The sequence below is a fragment of the Halocynthiibacter sp. SDUM655004 genome (genome assembly GCF_026015885.1).
GTDB lineage: Bacteria > Pseudomonadota > Alphaproteobacteria > Rhodobacterales > Rhodobacteraceae > Falsihalocynthiibacter > Falsihalocynthiibacter halioticoli.
Genome location: NZ_JAPDUG010000001.1, coordinates 1,288,447 through 1,304,510, shown reverse-complemented (window position 1 = coordinate 1,304,510; position 16,064 = coordinate 1,288,447). Strand labels below are relative to the sequence as shown.

Here is a 16,064-nt window from a genome sequence, read left to right as displayed (position 1 = left end):
GGTAATCACCAGCCGCTCCTTAGCGCGTCGTACCCGCTCCCAAGACAGCAGATACAGGAGCCATAGTTATCGAGGCTGGACGATCCGCAACGCCCCATTCCAACAGCGCACTTAGAGTTGCGTCATCGGCATGGGCCAAGATGACCACAGAGCCGTCCTGTGAGGCGCGGAAGATGGCGCGGTTCATCTGAGCACGGAGGCTATCCGGCGTTGTTTCTGGCTCCACCACACGCTGGATAAGTGTATTTGGAACGCCAGCGCGATCTGCAAGCTGTCCGATGGAGTTCAGGCCCATCTTTTGCGCAACGATACCGTGGCCCGTTGCCGATGCGATTGCCGTAACCTGCGCAAGCGAAGTACGCGGCGGCATGCTGCTTCCTGGTTTAGGCAGGACGGCAACGGCGTTTTGCAAAATCGAAAGCCCCTGCCCCAAGTTCACCTCTACGTCTTGCGCTGTGGCCCCTTGTGGGAACGCAGGCATCGCGAGGATTTCAGCTCCGGCATCATAGTAAGCCGCCGCTCGCTCGGCACTGCGCTCAGACAGCGGATCAATCGCCACACTCACAGGAACGCCCATAGCTTCGATAAATCCTGCAAGGTCGGTTTCGGCCACTCCCTCATCAAGCAAAACAAGTGAGACGATCGGTAACCCTGTATCGGTGAACCCGTGGGAATTATCGCGCAATGCGTTGGGTTTTGACGGATTCTGAAGCGCGGAACCTGTGGCCTCTTCGCTTTCGCGGCCAATGCTCGGCAAACGGTTTGTCAGCACTGTTTCGGCCCGATCAGAGAAGGTCGAGACGCGTTTGCCAATGGCACGAGGCGCATCAGGTGTGCGAACCAAGGCATTGGGCGGCGCGTTTTCGGATTCCGCTTCGGATTGAATGCGAGGCAACTCTTCTTCTGTGTCTTCCTCTGGCTCGGGATTGCGCAGGACCGGATTTTCGCGCGCATCAATCCGGACGGTCTGGCGCTCTTCGGATGCTTCTGCTTCCTCTGCTTCAGGAGCATCTGGCGCAATCTGCGGCAGCTTCAACGCTTCTGGCGCGGGAGGTGTGTCCGGAACAGTAGAGACCTCGGGCGATTGTTCGGGCGCGGCTTCTGCGATTTTAACAGTTTCCGGCAATGTTGTGGATTCCGTTACGGGCTTTGCATCAGGTTCTTCGATCGCCGAAGGGGCAATAGGCGCAGAAGGCTCTTCAGTGGCAACCGCGACTTTCTGGGTTGGCTCGGGGATAACAATGCTACCATCGTCTGGTGCCGGAGCTTCAGGACGGGCGGGCGTTGCCCCTGCGCGGGCATCCTTTTCCGCTTCGGTTGAAACAGCAGGCGCTTCCGCCAAATCAGGTGCAGCAAGGGCAACATCCTGATCCTCAACCGATGCAGGAGGTTCGCTATGTTTGGCCTGATCCACTGGCGGCGCAAGCACCGCAGCCACAACAAAGATCACAACGGCCAGAAACAGGCCCAGAATCGCACCTTTCAAGAATCCCTGCATATACCTCGTCCTTTTTCACATCCTCACAGGACATGCTGATTTCATGGCCATTTTCCCTGAAATTCGGGCCAAGCCAGCGCAAAAACCGGCTTGCCTCTTGACCCGTGGGTGGCTCTCTGAGCAAGTATAGCCCGAAACAATCGCCGCGTTCACCCGAAATTCGCAAAGGCCGCAAAATGCTCCTGTTAATCGACAATTATGACAGCTTTACCTACAATCTTGTGCATTATTTGGGCGAGCTTGGGGCCGATATCAGGGTTGAGCGGAACGATGCTCTTTCGGTCAAAGAGGCGCTCGCGTTAAAGCCAGAGGCGGTTTTGCTCTCTCCTGGCCCCTGCGATCCTGCGCAAGCTGGGATTTGCCTTGATATGGTTAAGGCGGCAGCAGATGCAGAATTGCCCTTGATGGGGGTTTGCCTTGGGCATCAATCCATCGGCGAGGCCTTCGGCGGCGAGATCATCCGATGCCACGAAATCGTACACGGCAAGATGGGCGCAATGCACCATGACAGCAGCGGCGTCTTCGCTGGTTTGCCAACGCCGTTTGAAGCGACGCGCTATCATTCCTTGGTGGTGAACCCCGAAAACCTGCCTGACAGCCTGTTGGTTAATGCCAAGCTTGAGGACGGAACGATTATGGGCCTGCGCCACGAGAGCCTACCAATCCACGGCGTCCAGTTTCATCCCGAAAGCATCAAATCCGAACACGGGCATAAGCTGCTTGAGAACTTCCTCAACATGCTCCCCTCCTCGCAGGATCGCCGCCCCCTGAGCACAGGAGCAGCAGCATGAGTGAGGCGATGAAACCCCTGATCGCCGCCGCCGCCGAAGGGCCGCTTACGCCGGAACAAGCCCGTGCAGCGTTTGAGATTCTGTTTACCGGTGAAGCCACGCCGAGCCAGATCGGGGGCTTTCTTATGGCCCTGCGCACGCGCGGCGAAACCGTTGCCGAATACGCCGCTGCTGCGACTGTTATGCGCGAGAAATGCAACAAGGTAAAAGCCCCCGAAGGCGCGATGGATATCGTCGGCACTGGCGGATCGGGCAAACCGACCCTGCAAATCTCCACCGCATCGGCCTTTGTCGTTGCTGGCGCTGGCGTTCCAGTGGCCAAACACGGCAACCGCAAGCTGTCCTCGAATTCAGGTGCTGCGGATTCGCTTGGCCAGAACGGTGTTGAAGTGATGGTCGGGCCCGAAACCGTTGAACTGGCGCTCGAAAAAGCGGGTATCGCGTTCATGATGGCCCCGATGCATCACCCAGCTATCAAGCATGTGATGCCAACGCGTGCCGAACTCGGAACGCGCACGATCTTCAACATCCTCGGCCCCCTGACCAACCCTGCGGGCGTGAAATTCCAACTCACCGGCGCCTTTAGCCGAAGCCTCATTCATCCGATGGCCGAAACGCTTTTACAACTCGGCACAGAACGTGCGTGGCTTGTCCATGGCTCAGACGGCACGGACGAACTCTCCATCACTGGCGTAAGCTGGGTGGCAGAGGTCCGCGACGGCGCGGTCCATGAGTTCGAAATCCATCCCGAAGATGCCGGCCTGCCGGAACATCCGTTCTCCGCAATCACTGGTGGCACACCAGAGGAAAACGGTGCGGCAATGGCCGCACTTCTGGGCGGGGAGCAATCGGCCTATCGCGATGCGGTTCTGCTCAACTCGGCTGCGGCTCTGCTGATCGCAGGGCGGGCGAAAAACCTACGCGAAGGCGTTGTTCTTGCAAAAGATTCCATCGACAGCGGCCGCGCCATCAAGAAACTTCTCAAGCTTGCCAAGATAACATCCGGACAAAGCTAACGCATACACACTCAGCCGCGTTCGTGGCGCAAATTACAAACGGGCGCGGGTTCGCCATTGCCTCGCCCCCCAAAGCAAGAATAAAACAAAAACATGACCACCGTTCTTGATAAAATCAAAGCTTACAAGCTTGAGGAAGTCGCCGCTGATAAGGCCGCCGTGCCCTATTCCGAAATCGAAACTCAGGCAAAGGCCGCTCCTGCTACACGCGGTTTTGCCGATGCGTTGATCCGCGCGGGGCAGCACGGCTATGGGCTGATTGCCGAGGTCAAAAAAGCCAGCCCGTCTAAAGGGTTGATCCGCGAGGATTTTGAGCCAGCAACGCTCGCGAAAGCCTATGAAACTGGTGGCGCAACTTGCCTTTCGGTGTTGACCGACACGCCAAGTTTCCAAGGCGCAAAATCATTCCTGACCGAAGCGCATTCGGCAACATCATTGCCCGCGCTGCGCAAAGATTTCATGTATGACGTCTATCAAGTCGCCGAGGCCCGTGCGCTGCATGCCGATTGCATCCTGATCATTATGGCCAGCGTATCTGATGCGCAGGCCCAAGAGCTTGAAGACGCTGCCTTTTCTTGGGGCATGGATGTGTTGATCGAGGTTCACGACGAAGAAGAGCTTGAGCGCGCCACAAACCTCAAATCGCCGCTGATCGGTATCAACAACCGTAATCTCAAGACCTTTGAAACCAGCCTCGACACAACGCGCCGCCTTTCGAAACTTGTGCCCGCAGGGCGCACAATCGTTGGCGAAAGCGGCTTATCAACCTCGGATGACCTCGCTGACCTCGCCCGTTATGGCGTGCGCAGTTTCCTGATTGGTGAAAGCCTGATGCGTCACGAAGATGTGGCCAAGGCCACGCAAAACCTGCTGTCTCACCCGCTTACATCGGTTGGGTTCTAATGGCAGATCTCACCCATTTCGACGGCGCGGGCCATGCGCATATGGTCGATGTGTCGGAAAAAGCTGTGACAAGCCGAGAAGCAACCGCCGAGGGCTTTGTCAAAATGGAAGCCGAGACCCTCGCCATCATCACAGAAGGCCGCGCCAAGAAGGGCGATGTGCTGGCCGTTGCACGGCTCGCTGGGATCATGGGCGCAAAGAAAACTGCCGATCTTATCCCGCTCTGTCACCCGCTTCCGATCACAAAGGTTGCGCTTGATCTCACCCCCGACACCGCCCTCCCCGGCATCCGCATCACTGCGACAGTCAAGACCTCGGGGCAAACTGGCGTCGAGATGGAGGCATTGACCGCTGTATCGACCGCCGCGCTGACACTTTATGACATGGTCAAAGCCGTTGAAAAGACAATGGAAATTGGTGGCATCCGGCTCCTGCGCAAATCCGGCGGAAAATCCGGTGTGTTTGAGGCTCCATAGATGATTTCGGTCGACGAAGCCCTCGCCAAAACACTTGCGCTCGCAACGCCCACTGGCACCGAAAACGTGCCACTGGCCGAAGCTGCGGGCCTCATGCTGGCCGAGGATATCGTCGCCACTCGCAATCAACCCCCGTTCGCAAGCAGCGCCATGGATGGCTACGCGGTTAAGGCCGTTGAAGTCGAGCCGCACGCGATGTTTTCCGTCATCGGGGAGTCCGCCGCTGGCCATGGGTTTGATGGCAAGGTCGGTGCGGGACAAGCGGTTCGGATATTTACCGGCGCACCCGTTCCAGAGGGCGCAGATCGCGTTGTAATTCAAGAAGATGTCACGCGCCGCGGCAATCTTATCACGTTGGAAACCGAGCTTGATTCCGCGACCTACATTCGCCCACTGGGTGATGATTTCAGTGTGGGTGATCGCATCACCGCCCCACGCGTCCTGAGCGCGGGCGACATTGCGCTCGCCGCCTCGATGAACACGCCTGAGGTCACCGTCGCCAAGCGCCCCGAAGTCGCGCTGATCGCGACGGGTGATGAACTTGTCATGCCCGGCGAAGCCCCTGGACCAGACCAGATCATCGCCAGCAACAGCTTTGGCCTGAAGGCTATGCTGGAATCCGCTGGTGCTCATGTGCGGATGCTTCCGATTGCCAGAGATACCCGTGCGAGCCTTAATCAGACCTTTGATCTCGCCGAGGGTGCGGACCTCATTGTAACCATCGGCGGCGCTTCTGTGGGGGATCATGACCTTGTTGGTGATGTGACCGAAGAGCGCGGGATGGAGCGGTCGTTCTACAAAATCGCGATGCGTCCGGGGAAGCCTTTGATGGCGGGGCGCGTTGGGAATGCCGCGATGATCGGCCTTCCTGGAAATCCAGTATCCTCAATGGTTTGCGGTCAAATCTTTATCTTGCCGATGATCCGCATGATGCTCGGTCACCCAACCCCGCTCACCACGCCTAAACGTGCAAAAACAACCGTGGCAATGCCGGCAAACGGGCCCCGCGCCCACTATATGCGCGCGGTTCTAACCACAGATGACAGCGGCAACACCGTGATTACCCCCCTTATGCGCCAAGACAGCGGCCTCCTCACCGTATTGTCCGAAGCCAACGCCCTTTTGATCCGCCCCGCCCACGCTGAGGCAATCGAAGCGGGCACGCAGGTGTCGTATCTCGACATCTAAGCGTTCCTGTTGACACAAAACGGGAACAGGGGTAGAACATTTCAGAACAAACCGTGGAATTCGCAAGAATTTCAACATCGGAGCCGCCCGCCCGCAAGAAACGCGCCCTTGGCCTATGCGCCACCATAAAGAGGGCCAAGCGACATGAGGAAGAGACAGATGCTGACCAAGAAGCAATTGGAATTGTTATCTTTTATCGATAAGCGCGTGGCGCGAGACGGTGTACCCCCCTCTTTTGACGAAATGAAAGACGCGCTCAAGCTGAGGTCAAAATCCGGTATTCATCGGTTGATCACTGCCCTTGAGGAACGCGGGTTCATCCGTCGGTTGGCGCATAAGGCACGCGCGATTGAGATTGTGAAGCTGCCAGAGGCCCTCGGTGGAACGCCAAGTGCACCCGAACCCAGCAGCTTCTCTCCGCGCGTGATTGACGGCGACCGTGTGGGTCAGCCGCCCGCCGCTATGCCTGTCAGCAGCAGCGCGATTGAGCTGCCTGTTATGGGCCGCATTGCAGCCGGTACTCCGATCGAAGCCATCTCGGAATCTTCCCATAACGTTGCCGTTCCAACAGGGATGCTCTCCAACCAAGGCAACCACTATGCGCTTGAAGTCAAAGGCGATTCCATGATCGACGCGGGCATCAACAACGGCGACGTTGTGGTGATCCGCGAGACAGGAACAGCAGACAACGGCGATATCGTTGTGGCCCATGTCGAAGGGTATGAAGCCACGCTCAAACGCTTCCGTCGCAAAGGTGAGATGATCGCGCTTGAGGCTGCCAACCCTGCCTATGAAACGCGCGTCCTGCCTGCGGGTCAGGTTAAGGTGCAAGGCAAGCTTGTTGGGCTTATCCGCACATACTAAGCGCCATAGCTTTCATTATCTCTCAGGTTTGCGCCGCGGCACCCAAAGCCGCGGCCCCTGTGCCTCTTGCGCCGATGTAACGGCAAAGCCGTTGTCCTGCGGCTCTATGGCAAGGCTCCCCGTATTCCTTAAAGTGGTCGCGTCATAAAGTTGGCAAGGTCCAGCCTCTACCTTCACGGGCGAAATAACCAAGTCATGTGAGTGACAAGCGTCCGCCGCCCGAAGTGCCGCGTTACGCCCCGTGATATGCGCCATCGTCTGATCCCCAAACCGCAAGATCTGAGCACCCTTCTCTCCTTCAAAACCCTTGCGCGCATAGGCTTCTTCTTGCGTGGCAGTATCGCCATCGTTCTCAAGCCAGCTTTGTGCAACGAAGCCTTCGCCGCGCGGTTTACTTAGGGCACGACCCTCGGAGCCAAGAACGCCAATCAGCCCTCCTGTATCCGAAACCAGAATTGTTGGTCGCTCCGACACGGCCCACATCCCAATCGACACCAAAATCAAAGGGATACCGATAACACGCCATTTGCCCTGCCAAATAATCGCGAAGACCCCGCCAATCGCCATGAGGATGAGCACATAGGCTGCGGGTGTTGGCACCATACGTACCGCGCCTTCAAGCGATGCGATCACCTCGGCCACACCCAATATCCAGCCAATGCACAGCGCCATGACCTTGAACGCCAAGCCCGCCAACCCAATCGGCGCAAGGAGCGCAGAAATCACCGCGGCCGGCATCACAAGAGCGCCCATCAACGGCACAGTCAGCACATTCGCCAGCAATCCGTACTGGCTTACCTGATTGAAATGAAACGCCGAAACGGGTGCGGTCGCCATGCCCGCGATGAAGGATGAAAGAACAACAGCCCCCGCCACTTGGAACGGGCGCGGCACATGCGGTAGTGGTGCATCTCGTAACGCGCCAAACACCGCAACAAGCGCAGCCGTCGCCGCAAAGCTCATCTGAAATCCAGGCCCCGTCAGGCTCTCGGGCCGCCAAAGCAGGATAATTAGCGCAGCAATCGCAACGGCCCGCAAGGTCAAGGCACGCCGATTGAGCAGGATCGCTGCAAACATCACCGCGACCATAATAAACGCCCGCACCGTGGCCACATTGCCTCCCGAAAGCGCCAGATAGCCCGCCCCGAACAGAATTGCCGAGAGCGCCGCGATTTTCTTGGTGGGCAATCGCATCGAAAGAGAGGGGCTGAGCGCGAGCAACAGGCGCGTCGCGGCAAAGACAAACCCCGTTAGCATCCCCATATGCAGCCCCGAAATCGCCAATAGGTGCGCAAGGTTGCTCGCCCGCAGATCAGCGAGCGTGTCTTGCGACATCGCAGAACGGTCCCCCGTCAGGATCGCCGCTGCAAACGCGCCACGCTCGCCTTCAATCTGTGTTTGCACGTAGGCCGATATCTTTTTGCGCAGACGGTGGATGAAAAGCCCCGCCCGCCCTTTTTCTGCGGGTTCAAGCGCTAAAACAGGACTGCGGGTATAGCCCACGCCACCCAGTTTTTGAAACCATGCCATGCGCTGGAAATTAAAACCGCCCGGCTCAACCGGACCTGAGGGCGGTGAAAGATGGCCCGTCGTCAAAATGCGCAGACCAGGTTCCGGCTCTATGAACCCCTGCTCACCATGCATGCTGATCCGCACGCGTTCAGGGGTGCGCGCCGGACTGGTGCGTGCCAAAACAACCTGATCAAGCGTGAGCCGTGTGGCGTCCGAAGCAGAGCGATCCACAAAAACGATCCGCCCTTCGATGGGCCCGTAATAGCGATACGTCAGCACGGGCGCCGCCACCGAATGAGCGCGAATACCCGCAACAACCACCCCCGCAATAATCAGAAACAACGCTGTCCAGATCGGCCGAAAGTTCTCTCCTGCGCGTGACCCGACCGCTCCGATTGCCAGCAGGATCAACACCAAAACGCCGTAGTGCAGCACGTTCGGCTCGAATCGCAGCGCAAAGTAGCCGCCAATTCCCACCGCGAGAAACACAGAAGACCACGGAAACAGATGGCCGCGTTGCTGAGCTATGACATCAAGCTGAAGAAAACGGTGCATGAAAATCGCGGCCTCATCGCGTGGTGGCTTGTGATCGGCGCGGCTGCACCTTACAACACGGGCCTCAAGCCTACCCTCACCGTTAAACCTATCCTGATAATGGTTTCCAGAAAGTTAACGCCCATGCCACAAAACGCCAGCCAAGCCCCAGTTGTGACCCGAATTGCCCCATCGCCAACGGGCTATATGCATATCGGCACAGCCCGCACAGCGCTGTTCAACTGGCTCTATGCGCGTGGCCGTGGGGGCAAATTCCTGATGCGGATCGAAGATACCGACCGCGCGCGCTCGACACCCGAAGCGACCGAAGCAATCCTGCGCGGAATGGCGTGGCTGGGGCTTGATTTTGATGGCGAGGCCGTGAGCCAGTTCGCCCGTGTTGACCGCCACCGCGAAGTTGCGCTTGAGATGCTGGCCAAAGGCGCGGCCTATAAATGCTTCTCTACCCAAGAGGAAATAGCCGAGTTCCGCGAAAAGGCCCGTGCAGAAAAGCGATCGACTCTGTTTCAAAGCCCGTGGCGAGACGCCGATGAGGCAAGCCACCCCGACGCGCCCTATGTAATCCGTCTCAAGGCGCCGCGCGAAGGTGTAACCACGATCCATGATGAGGTTCAGGGCGACGTCACGTGGCAGAACAGCGAACTCGATGACATGATCTGTTTACGTTCGGATGGTACGCCCACCTATATGCTTGCTGTTGTTGTAGATGATTACGATATGGGCGTGACCCATGTTATTCGCGGGGATGACCACCTCGCCAATGCTGCGCGGCAATCGCATATCTATCACGCTATGGGCTGGCCGCTTCCGGCCTATGCACATATCCCGCTGATCCACGGCCCAGACGGCAAAAAGCTCTCGAAACGCCACGGCGCTACGGGTGTGGAAGAGTACCAACAGATGGGCTACCTCGCCGCTGGCATGCGCAACTATCTCGCCCGTCTTGGCTGGAGTCACGGAGACGACGAATTCTTTACAGACGAACAAGCCATGGAGTGGTTTGACACCGACGGTATCGGCAAATCGCCCTCACGGCTGGACTTCAAGAAGCTCGACAAGATCTGCTCCCAACATTTTGCCGTCGCAGACGATGCTGCGCTGCTGCAAGAACTTACGGATTACCTTGCGGCAACCGGTGCGGAACCCCTGACATCCGAACAAAATGATGCAATTTTTTCTGCGATGTATTGCCTCAAGGAGCGCGCCAAGAAATTCGGCGATATCCTTGATAAAGCTCACTTTATTCTTGCCGACACGCCTATCCAGCCTGACGAGAAAGCCGCAAAAAATCTCGATGATGTATCCCGTGGTATACTGAACGAATTGACGCCGCAGTTGCAAAATGCTAGCTGGGAGCGCGAAGCCCTTGAAGCCCTCGTGGCACAGGTGGCTGAAGCACATGATACAAAGCTTGGCAAGCTGGCCGCGCCTCTGCGTGCGGCGCTGGCGGGACGCACTGCAACCCCTAGTGTATTCGACATGATGTTGATCTTGGGCCGTGATGAAACCATCGCCCGCCTAAAGGTCGCAGCAGGCTGAGGAGAGCCCCTCTCCTTAGGCAAGAACAACAACAGCCGACGCCCGTTTTCCGCACGCGGCGCCTTTAGGAGAGGAACAGACCATGGTTGAGAGCACCAAGAACGCAACGCTGACGGTTGACGGTCAATCATTTGAATTGCCGATTTACAGCCCAACAGCGGGGCCGGATGTCATCGACATTCGCAAGCTATACGCAAGCACAGGCATGTTTACATTCGACCCGGGGTTCACTTCGACCGCGGCGTGTGAGTCCAACATCACCTTCATCGACGGCGGCAAGGGCGAGCTCCTGCACCGCGGTTACCCGATTGACCAGCTTGCAGCCGAGTCCCACTATCTCGAAGTGTGCTACCTGCTGCTTTACGGTGAGCTTCCTTCCGCGACAGAGCTCGAAGATTTCGAAAGCCGCGTGACCAAACACACCATGGTTCACGAGCAGATGCACAACTTCTTCCGTGGTTTCCGCCGCGATGCGCACCCAATGGCCACTATGGTTGGCGTTGTGGGCGCGATGTCTGCGTTCTATCACGACTCGACTGACATCACCGATCCATGGCAACGCGAAGTGGCCGCGATCCGTATGATCGCCAAGCTGCCGACTATCGCCGCGATGGCCTATAAATACTCGATCGGCCAGCCGTTCGTGTATCCGCGCAACGATCTCGACTATGCAGCAAACTTCCTGCACATGTGTTTCGCTGTTCCGGCCGAAAACTACGAAGTGAACCCGATCCTTGCCCGCGCAATGGACCGTATCTTCACCCTGCACGCCGACCACGAGCAAAACGCCTCGACCTCGACCGTGCGCCTTGCTGGTTCTTCGGGCGCGAACCCGTTTGCCTGTATCGCGGCTGGTATCGCTTGCCTCTGGGGCCCTGCTCACGGTGGTGCAAACCAAGCCTGCCTCGAGATGCTGCAGGAAATCGGCACTGTAGACCGCATTCCAGAGTTCATCGCCCGCGCCAAAGACAAGAACGATCCGTTCCGCCTGATGGGCTTTGGCCACCGCGTTTACAAGAACTTCGACCCGCGCGCGACCGTGATGAAACAGTCCGCCGACGAAGTGCTCGAACTGCTCGGTGTTGATGACAACCCGATCCTTCAGGTTGCCAAAGAGCTTGAGAAAGCGGCGCTCGACGATCCGTATTTCGCAGAGAAGAAACTCTTCCCGAACGTGGATTTCTATTCCGGCATCATCCTCGAAGCGATGGGCTTCCCAACTTCGATGTTCACACCGATCTTCGCGCTCTCGCGCACCGTCGGCTGGATTGCCCAGTGGAAAGAAATGATTGGCGACCCAGCTCTGAAAATCGGTCGCCCACGCCAGCTCTACACAGGCGAAACCTTCCGCGATTACGTAGACGTAGAAGACCGCTAAACACGGGTTACAAGAAAAACAAAAAGCGCCTCCATTCGGGGGCGCTTTTTTGTTGGGCGGTCAATAACCGCGCCGCAATTTCATAGTTTGGACTTAAATGAAAAGGAAACTGTCCGCGAATGAACAACGGGATGGAACCTATGCCAAAACGGTCCAGTTTGAGAGGGCCGCTTCTCGCCGCGCTCCTCGCTGTTTGCAGCACTTCAACGACCGCCAACACTACGAGGTCCGCGCAACCAACCCCTCTTCCCAGTGAGCGCTTCCCTTGCGCCGCGTTCACGAATGATGCGACGTATATAGATTTTTCAATCCGAATGGAGCTTGAGGACAAGACCGTACCGCTCAGCATTCCTATTCAATTTTTTGAAGACTTCTGGGACCGCCGAAGCGGATACGAAACGCAAGCCCAGTTATTCCGCGTTGAGATTGGGAGTTTTGAGCCAGTTAGTAGGAAAGAAACCTCCGTGCGGACACGCAAGGGCGTGAGGAATTGGTTTCGTTTTCTCATAAAAGATCACATTCCCCTTGAGGATATTGCTCATATGCATATGAAGCTGAGCGGCCCGTTCGAGTTTGGCCAGCAATTGACGGGAGAGTATAAGCGGCTTCCAGCCAAATACGGACTCAAAGAACTTGATTTCCCAGACAAACAGCCAGAATACCGCCGCCCCGAAAACGTATTTGTAGATGAAAATTCGGAGACTGGGATTGCTGCTGTAATTAAGTGCTTTGCTCCAGGCTCCTTCAAGTTTCCCGGTTGCCAGCTCTATTTTCGCGCTGCTGCGCTTGATGTCAGTGTCAACTTTAGACGAACAGAGCTTCCCAACTGGCAAAAATTCCAAGCAGACATCACACAATTTCTAACCTGCGCTACATCGTCAGGCGCATAGCGGCGGATTCGACGGCCTCTACAACTGTGATTGGTAGGTAAAGCGGCGCGCAGCCCCAACTACCGCCCCTCAAACTTCGCCGGTTTCTTCTTCAGGAACGACACAACGCCTTCCTTGAAGTCGCGGGTCTGGCCCATTTTGCCTTGATGCTTGGCTTCAAGCGCGAGCTGTTCGTCCAGCGTGTTATTATAGCTGGCACGGAGCGTGTCTTTGAGGCTTGTGTAAGCGCGGGTCGGGCCATTGGCGAGGTGGGTCGCGCGCGCCTTCCAGTGCTCTTCAAACTGCTCATCATCCACCGCTTCCCAGATCATACCCCAATCCTGCGCCTGCTGCGCGGATACAGGTTCGGCAAAGAGTGCGGCCCCCATTGCACGGGCAAAGCCGATCTGTTTGGGAAGCCAGTAGGTACCGCCAGCGTCAGGGATAAGACCGATGCGCGTAAACGCCTGTAGGAACACAGCCGACTCCGTCGCAATCACCACGTCGCATGCCAATGCAAGGTTGGCCCCTGCTCCAGCCGCAGCACCATTCACCGCGGCAATCGTCGGCACCGGACATTCAAAAATCGCGCGAAGCATCGGAACATACTCATCGCGCAAGATACGCTCCAGATCGGCGTTGCCAGCGCTGACGCCTTCGCCAAGGTCTTGCCCAGAGCAAAACGCATTGCCTGCCCCCGTCAGCACGATCACGCGTGCCTCTTTGGCCAAATCGCGGAACGCATAAGTAATCTCGGCGCGCATTTGCGGATTGAGCGCATTGCGCACGTCAGGACGGTTCAGCGTGATCGTTCCAATACCGTCGCGCAGCGTAACATTGAGCGATTTGTAATCCATTGCGGCTCCTTCAAGGGCTCTGAAAATCGTTGCATCATAGATAGTGAACGAATGGGTTCAGAAAAAGAGGAACCTCACGTTACGATTTCAATATTTCGTCTAAACGGGCCTGTTCTTCGTCAGAGAGCGGTTTTTGCTGTGTTTCTGTGGCTTTACCATCACGGCCAGAGCGTCCGCGCACATAGGTAAAGCCGATGCCGAGCGCACAAATCAGCGCCACAGGGCCGGCCAACCACAGCATCAGCGACGAGCCCGTGACCTTAGGGTTCAGCAGCACATACTCTCCATAACGCGAGACGATGGCCTCAATGGCCTCGTCGTCGCTGTCACCCGCAGTGAGCCGCTCCCGCAGGAAAATCCGCAAATCACGGGCGAGGTCTGCGTTGCTTTCGTCGATATTTTCGTTGCGGCAGACCAAACAACGAAGGTCTTTTGACAGTTCGCGCGCCCGCTCCTCGAGGGCTGGATCAGCAAGGATTTCATCCGGCTCGACCGCCAGTGTAGCAGTGGGTGCCGCGAGACCAAGACCAAGAACAAGAGCAAACAATGTAAGAAGATATTTCACGCTCTTACTCCGCCGGTCCAGGGGTGGCATTGGCTGGCGCACGGTGGCGACGGCCCGGAGCGGCCACACGATACCGCCGGTCAGACAGGCTCAAGCCTCCGCCGAGCGACATGATGATTGCCCCCGCCCAAATCCAGTTTGCAAATGGTTTGATATAGGTGCGAACCACCCAGCCATTGTTCTCCTGCGGATCACCAATCACAACGTAAACGTCGCGGGTAAACCCGTTATCAATCGCAGCTTCTGTGGTCGGCATGGCTTGTACAGGATAGATACGCTTCTCGGGATAGAGCGTTGCAACCGGCTTGCCATTCTTGGCCACATCGATCTCGGCAAGGATGTTGCTATAGTTCGGCCCCTGCCCCTCACGGACCGAGGCAAGCGTGATATCATAACCGCCAACCTCAAAGCTCTCGCCAAGATGCGCCACCCGAATATCCTCAAGCTCCCACGCCATCAGGAAGGAAACACCAAGGATCGTGATACCGAAACCCGAGTGCGCAACCGCGCGGCCCCAATCGGCACGCGGCAAACGCAATAGACGCTTGCGCCGCGCCGCCGCGCCCTGTTTGGCGTTGCCTGTCCGTTGCCAGAGGTCAACGCCCGCACCAAGAATAACCCAAGAGCCAAGGAACGCACCGATGGGCGCAAGGGCCGTGCGCTCTGTCTGCATCGCCCAGACAAGCGCCATGATCGCCGCCGCCAGCAGGAACCAGCCCCGCAACGGCTTAAGCGCGCGTGCGACTTTCGCCCGCTTCCACGGCAGGAGCGTCCCAATCGGCAACAACAGCGCGATCAGGATAACAAATGGCGAGAAGGCAAGGTTGAAGAACGGCGGCCCAACAGAGAGCTTACGATCAAAGAACAGCTCCGCCACCAGCGGCCAGATCGTCCCGACAAACACAACAAAGCATGAAACTGCGAGTAGGATATTGTTCAGCACGAGCGCGGATTCGCGGCTCACCATGCCAAACACGCCTTTGCTCACCATTACGTTCGCCCGCGCCGCAAACAACGTCAGCGCACCGCCCATATAGAGCGCCAATAGCATCAAGATAAACACGCCGCGCTCTGGGTCATTGGCGAATGCATGCACCGACGTAATGACGCCTGAACGTACGATAAACGTCCCGATGAGCGAGAAACCGAATGCCATAATCGCGAGCAATATCGTCCACGCTTTAAGGCTCTCGCGCTTCTCAACAACAATGGCAGAGTGCAACAGAGCTGCCGCAATCAGCCACGGCATAAAACTCGCGTTTTCAACCGGATCCCAGAACCAGAACCCGCCCCAACCAAGCTCGTAATAGGCCCACCAAGAACCAAGCGCGATGCCGATGGTCAGGAAAATCCACGCTGCCAACGTCCATGGGCGCACCCAACGGCCCCATGCCGCATCAACACGCCCCTCAATAAGCGCCGCCACCGCAAAGCTGAAGGCCATCGAAAGACCAACATATCCAAGGTAAAGAAACGGTGGATGAAACGCGAGACCGGGGTCTTGGAGCAGCGGATTAAGGTCGTTGCCGTCAAAGGGAGGTGCAGAAACGCGCTCGAACGGGTTCGAGGTAAACAGGATAAACGCATAGAACCCCGCGCCAATCGCCCCCTGAACTGCCAAAACCCGCGCCCGGAGACGATCCGGTAAATTGTTGCCAAACCAAACTGCGCATGCCCCGAAACCAGCAAGGATCAAAACCCAAAGCAGCATCGAGCCTTCATGGTTCCCCCAAACGCCCGAAACCTTATACAGCATCGGCTTGAGCGTATGAGAGTTTGCAACCACCAGCCGCACCGAAAAATCGGACGTGACAAAGGCATAGGTCAGAGCCGCAAAGGAAAAGAACACCAGCAAAAACTGCGTGGTCGCCGCAGCCGAACCAGCCGCCATCCATTGCGCCCAACCGCGATGCGCACCAACGAGCGGCACCACGGTTTGCAGAAGTGAAACCAGAAAAGCGAGGATCAGGGCAGCATGGCCGAGTTCAATAAACATGCGGCGAATATGCCGATTCCACACGCGGTGAGCAATGACGAAGCCAACCTTTGCCCT

Annotated in this window: 14 protein-coding genes; 9 read left to right on the top strand and 5 right to left on the bottom strand. The window is 57.2% G+C overall.

The features are described 5' to 3' along the window. Positions 1 to 19 precede the first annotated feature (19 nt). Entirely contained in the window at positions 20 to 1,498 is a 1,479-nt protein-coding gene (locus tag N9C89_RS06375; RefSeq protein WP_263952998.1) for a divergent polysaccharide deacetylase family protein, read from the bottom strand. A 176-nt stretch (positions 1,499 to 1,674) separates the two neighbouring features. On the opposite strand from N9C89_RS06375, the gene N9C89_RS06370 reads away from it, so the two are divergent. The 6 genes from N9C89_RS06370 (at position 1,675) to lexA (ending at position 6,736) form a co-directional block, all read left to right on the top strand. Then, positions 1,675 to 2,289, top strand: a complete 615-nt coding sequence (locus tag N9C89_RS06370) for an anthranilate synthase component II (protein ID WP_263952997.1) — start codon at positions 1,675 to 1,677, stop codon at positions 2,287 to 2,289. Further along, complete coding sequence (gene trpD / locus N9C89_RS06365; RefSeq protein WP_263952996.1) at positions 2,286 to 3,305, top strand: anthranilate phosphoribosyltransferase; 1,020 nt, start codon at positions 2,286 to 2,288, stop codon at positions 3,303 to 3,305. Before N9C89_RS06370 ends, trpD begins: the two co-directional genes overlap by 4 nt. A gap of 93 nt (positions 3,306 to 3,398) precedes the next feature. After that, positions 3,399 to 4,208, top strand: a complete 810-nt coding sequence (trpC, locus tag N9C89_RS06360) for an indole-3-glycerol phosphate synthase TrpC (RefSeq protein WP_263952995.1) — start codon at positions 3,399 to 3,401, stop codon at positions 4,206 to 4,208. Then, positions 4,208 to 4,684: a cyclic pyranopterin monophosphate synthase MoaC gene (moaC, locus tag N9C89_RS06355; RefSeq protein WP_263952994.1), complete on the top strand. Its 477-nt coding sequence runs from the start codon at positions 4,208 to 4,210 to the stop codon at positions 4,682 to 4,684. Before trpC ends, moaC begins: the two co-directional genes overlap by 1 nt. Next, positions 4,685 to 5,872, top strand: coding sequence for a gephyrin-like molybdotransferase Glp (gene glp, locus N9C89_RS06350; RefSeq protein ID WP_263952993.1), 1,188 nt, complete (start codon positions 4,685 to 4,687; stop codon positions 5,870 to 5,872). A gap of 159 nt (positions 5,873 to 6,031) precedes the next feature. Further along, positions 6,032 to 6,736, top strand: coding sequence for a transcriptional repressor LexA (lexA, locus tag N9C89_RS06345; protein ID WP_263952992.1), 705 nt, complete (start codon positions 6,032 to 6,034; stop codon positions 6,734 to 6,736). Positions 6,737 to 6,751: 15 nt separating this feature from the next. Here the strand turns inward: lexA and N9C89_RS06340 are convergent, their stop codons facing one another. Next, positions 6,752 to 8,803 carry a ComEC/Rec2 family competence protein gene (locus N9C89_RS06340; protein ID WP_263952991.1) on the bottom strand — a complete coding sequence of 684 codons (2,052 nt, stop codon included), beginning with the start codon at positions 8,801 to 8,803 and terminating at the stop codon, positions 6,752 to 6,754. Positions 8,804 to 8,926: 123 nt separating this feature from the next. On the opposite strand from N9C89_RS06340, the gene gltX reads away from it, so the two are divergent. From gltX to N9C89_RS06325, 3 genes are all read left to right on the top strand, one after another. Further along, positions 8,927 to 10,342: a glutamate--tRNA ligase gene (gene gltX / locus N9C89_RS06335; protein ID WP_263953294.1), complete on the top strand. Its 1,416-nt coding sequence runs from the start codon at positions 8,927 to 8,929 to the stop codon at positions 10,340 to 10,342. An 82-nt stretch (positions 10,343 to 10,424) separates the two neighbouring features. Continuing rightward, on the top strand, positions 10,425 to 11,720 hold the full coding sequence (gene gltA, locus N9C89_RS06330; protein WP_263952990.1) for a citrate synthase: 1,296 nt from the start codon (positions 10,425 to 10,427) through the stop codon (positions 11,718 to 11,720). Positions 11,721 to 11,839: 119 nt separating this feature from the next. Continuing rightward, entirely contained in the window at positions 11,840 to 12,610 is a 771-nt protein-coding gene (locus N9C89_RS06325) for a hypothetical protein (protein WP_263952989.1), read from the top strand. Between the two features lie 59 nt (positions 12,611 to 12,669). Here N9C89_RS06325 and N9C89_RS06320 read toward each other — a convergent pair whose 3' ends face one another. From N9C89_RS06320 to N9C89_RS06310, 3 genes are all read right to left on the bottom strand, one after another. Further along, complete coding sequence (locus N9C89_RS06320; protein WP_263952988.1) at positions 12,670 to 13,446, bottom strand: enoyl-CoA hydratase-related protein; 777 nt, start codon at positions 13,444 to 13,446, stop codon at positions 12,670 to 12,672. Between the two features lie 79 nt (positions 13,447 to 13,525). Next, positions 13,526 to 14,041, bottom strand: coding sequence for a cytochrome c-type biogenesis protein (locus N9C89_RS06315; protein WP_394358474.1), 516 nt, complete (start codon positions 14,039 to 14,041; stop codon positions 13,526 to 13,528). After that, positions 14,016 to 16,007: a heme lyase CcmF/NrfE family subunit gene (locus N9C89_RS06310; RefSeq protein WP_263952987.1), complete on the bottom strand. Its 1,992-nt coding sequence runs from the start codon at positions 16,005 to 16,007 to the stop codon at positions 14,016 to 14,018. The genes N9C89_RS06315 and N9C89_RS06310 overlap by 26 nt, the downstream gene beginning before the upstream one ends. Between the last annotated feature and the right edge of the window lie 57 nt (positions 16,008 to 16,064).

Excerpts from the sequence above, each read along its gene's own strand:
- N9C89_RS06375 (WP_263952998.1), bottom strand. The coding sequence starts at position 1,498 with ATGCAGGGATTCTTGAAAGGTGCGATTCTGGGCCTGTTTCTGGCCGTT.
- N9C89_RS06370 (WP_263952997.1), top strand. The coding sequence starts at position 1,675 with ATGCTCCTGTTAATCGACAATTATGACAGCTTTACCTACAATCTTGTG.
- trpD (WP_263952996.1), top strand. The coding sequence starts at position 2,286 with ATGAGTGAGGCGATGAAACCCCTGATCGCCGCCGCCGCCGAAGGGCCG.
- trpC (WP_263952995.1), top strand. The coding sequence starts at position 3,399 with ATGACCACCGTTCTTGATAAAATCAAAGCTTACAAGCTTGAGGAAGTC.
- moaC (WP_263952994.1), top strand. The coding sequence starts at position 4,208 with ATGGCAGATCTCACCCATTTCGACGGCGCGGGCCATGCGCATATGGTC.
- glp (WP_263952993.1), top strand. The coding sequence starts at position 4,685 with ATGATTTCGGTCGACGAAGCCCTCGCCAAAACACTTGCGCTCGCAACG.
- lexA (WP_263952992.1), top strand. The coding sequence starts at position 6,032 with ATGCTGACCAAGAAGCAATTGGAATTGTTATCTTTTATCGATAAGCGC.
- N9C89_RS06340 (WP_263952991.1), bottom strand. The coding sequence starts at position 8,803 with ATGCACCGTTTTCTTCAGCTTGATGTCATAGCTCAGCAACGCGGCCAT.
- gltX (WP_263953294.1), top strand. The coding sequence starts at position 8,927 with ATGCCACAAAACGCCAGCCAAGCCCCAGTTGTGACCCGAATTGCCCCA.
- gltA (WP_263952990.1), top strand. The coding sequence starts at position 10,425 with ATGGTTGAGAGCACCAAGAACGCAACGCTGACGGTTGACGGTCAATCA.
- N9C89_RS06325 (WP_263952989.1), top strand. The coding sequence starts at position 11,840 with ATGAACAACGGGATGGAACCTATGCCAAAACGGTCCAGTTTGAGAGGG.
- N9C89_RS06320 (WP_263952988.1), bottom strand. The coding sequence starts at position 13,446 with ATGGATTACAAATCGCTCAATGTTACGCTGCGCGACGGTATTGGAACG.
- N9C89_RS06315 (WP_394358474.1), bottom strand. The coding sequence starts at position 14,041 with ATGCCACCCCTGGACCGGCGGAGTAAGAGCGTGAAATATCTTCTTACA.
- N9C89_RS06310 (WP_263952987.1), bottom strand. The coding sequence starts at position 16,007 with ATGTTTATTGAACTCGGCCATGCTGCCCTGATCCTCGCTTTTCTGGTT.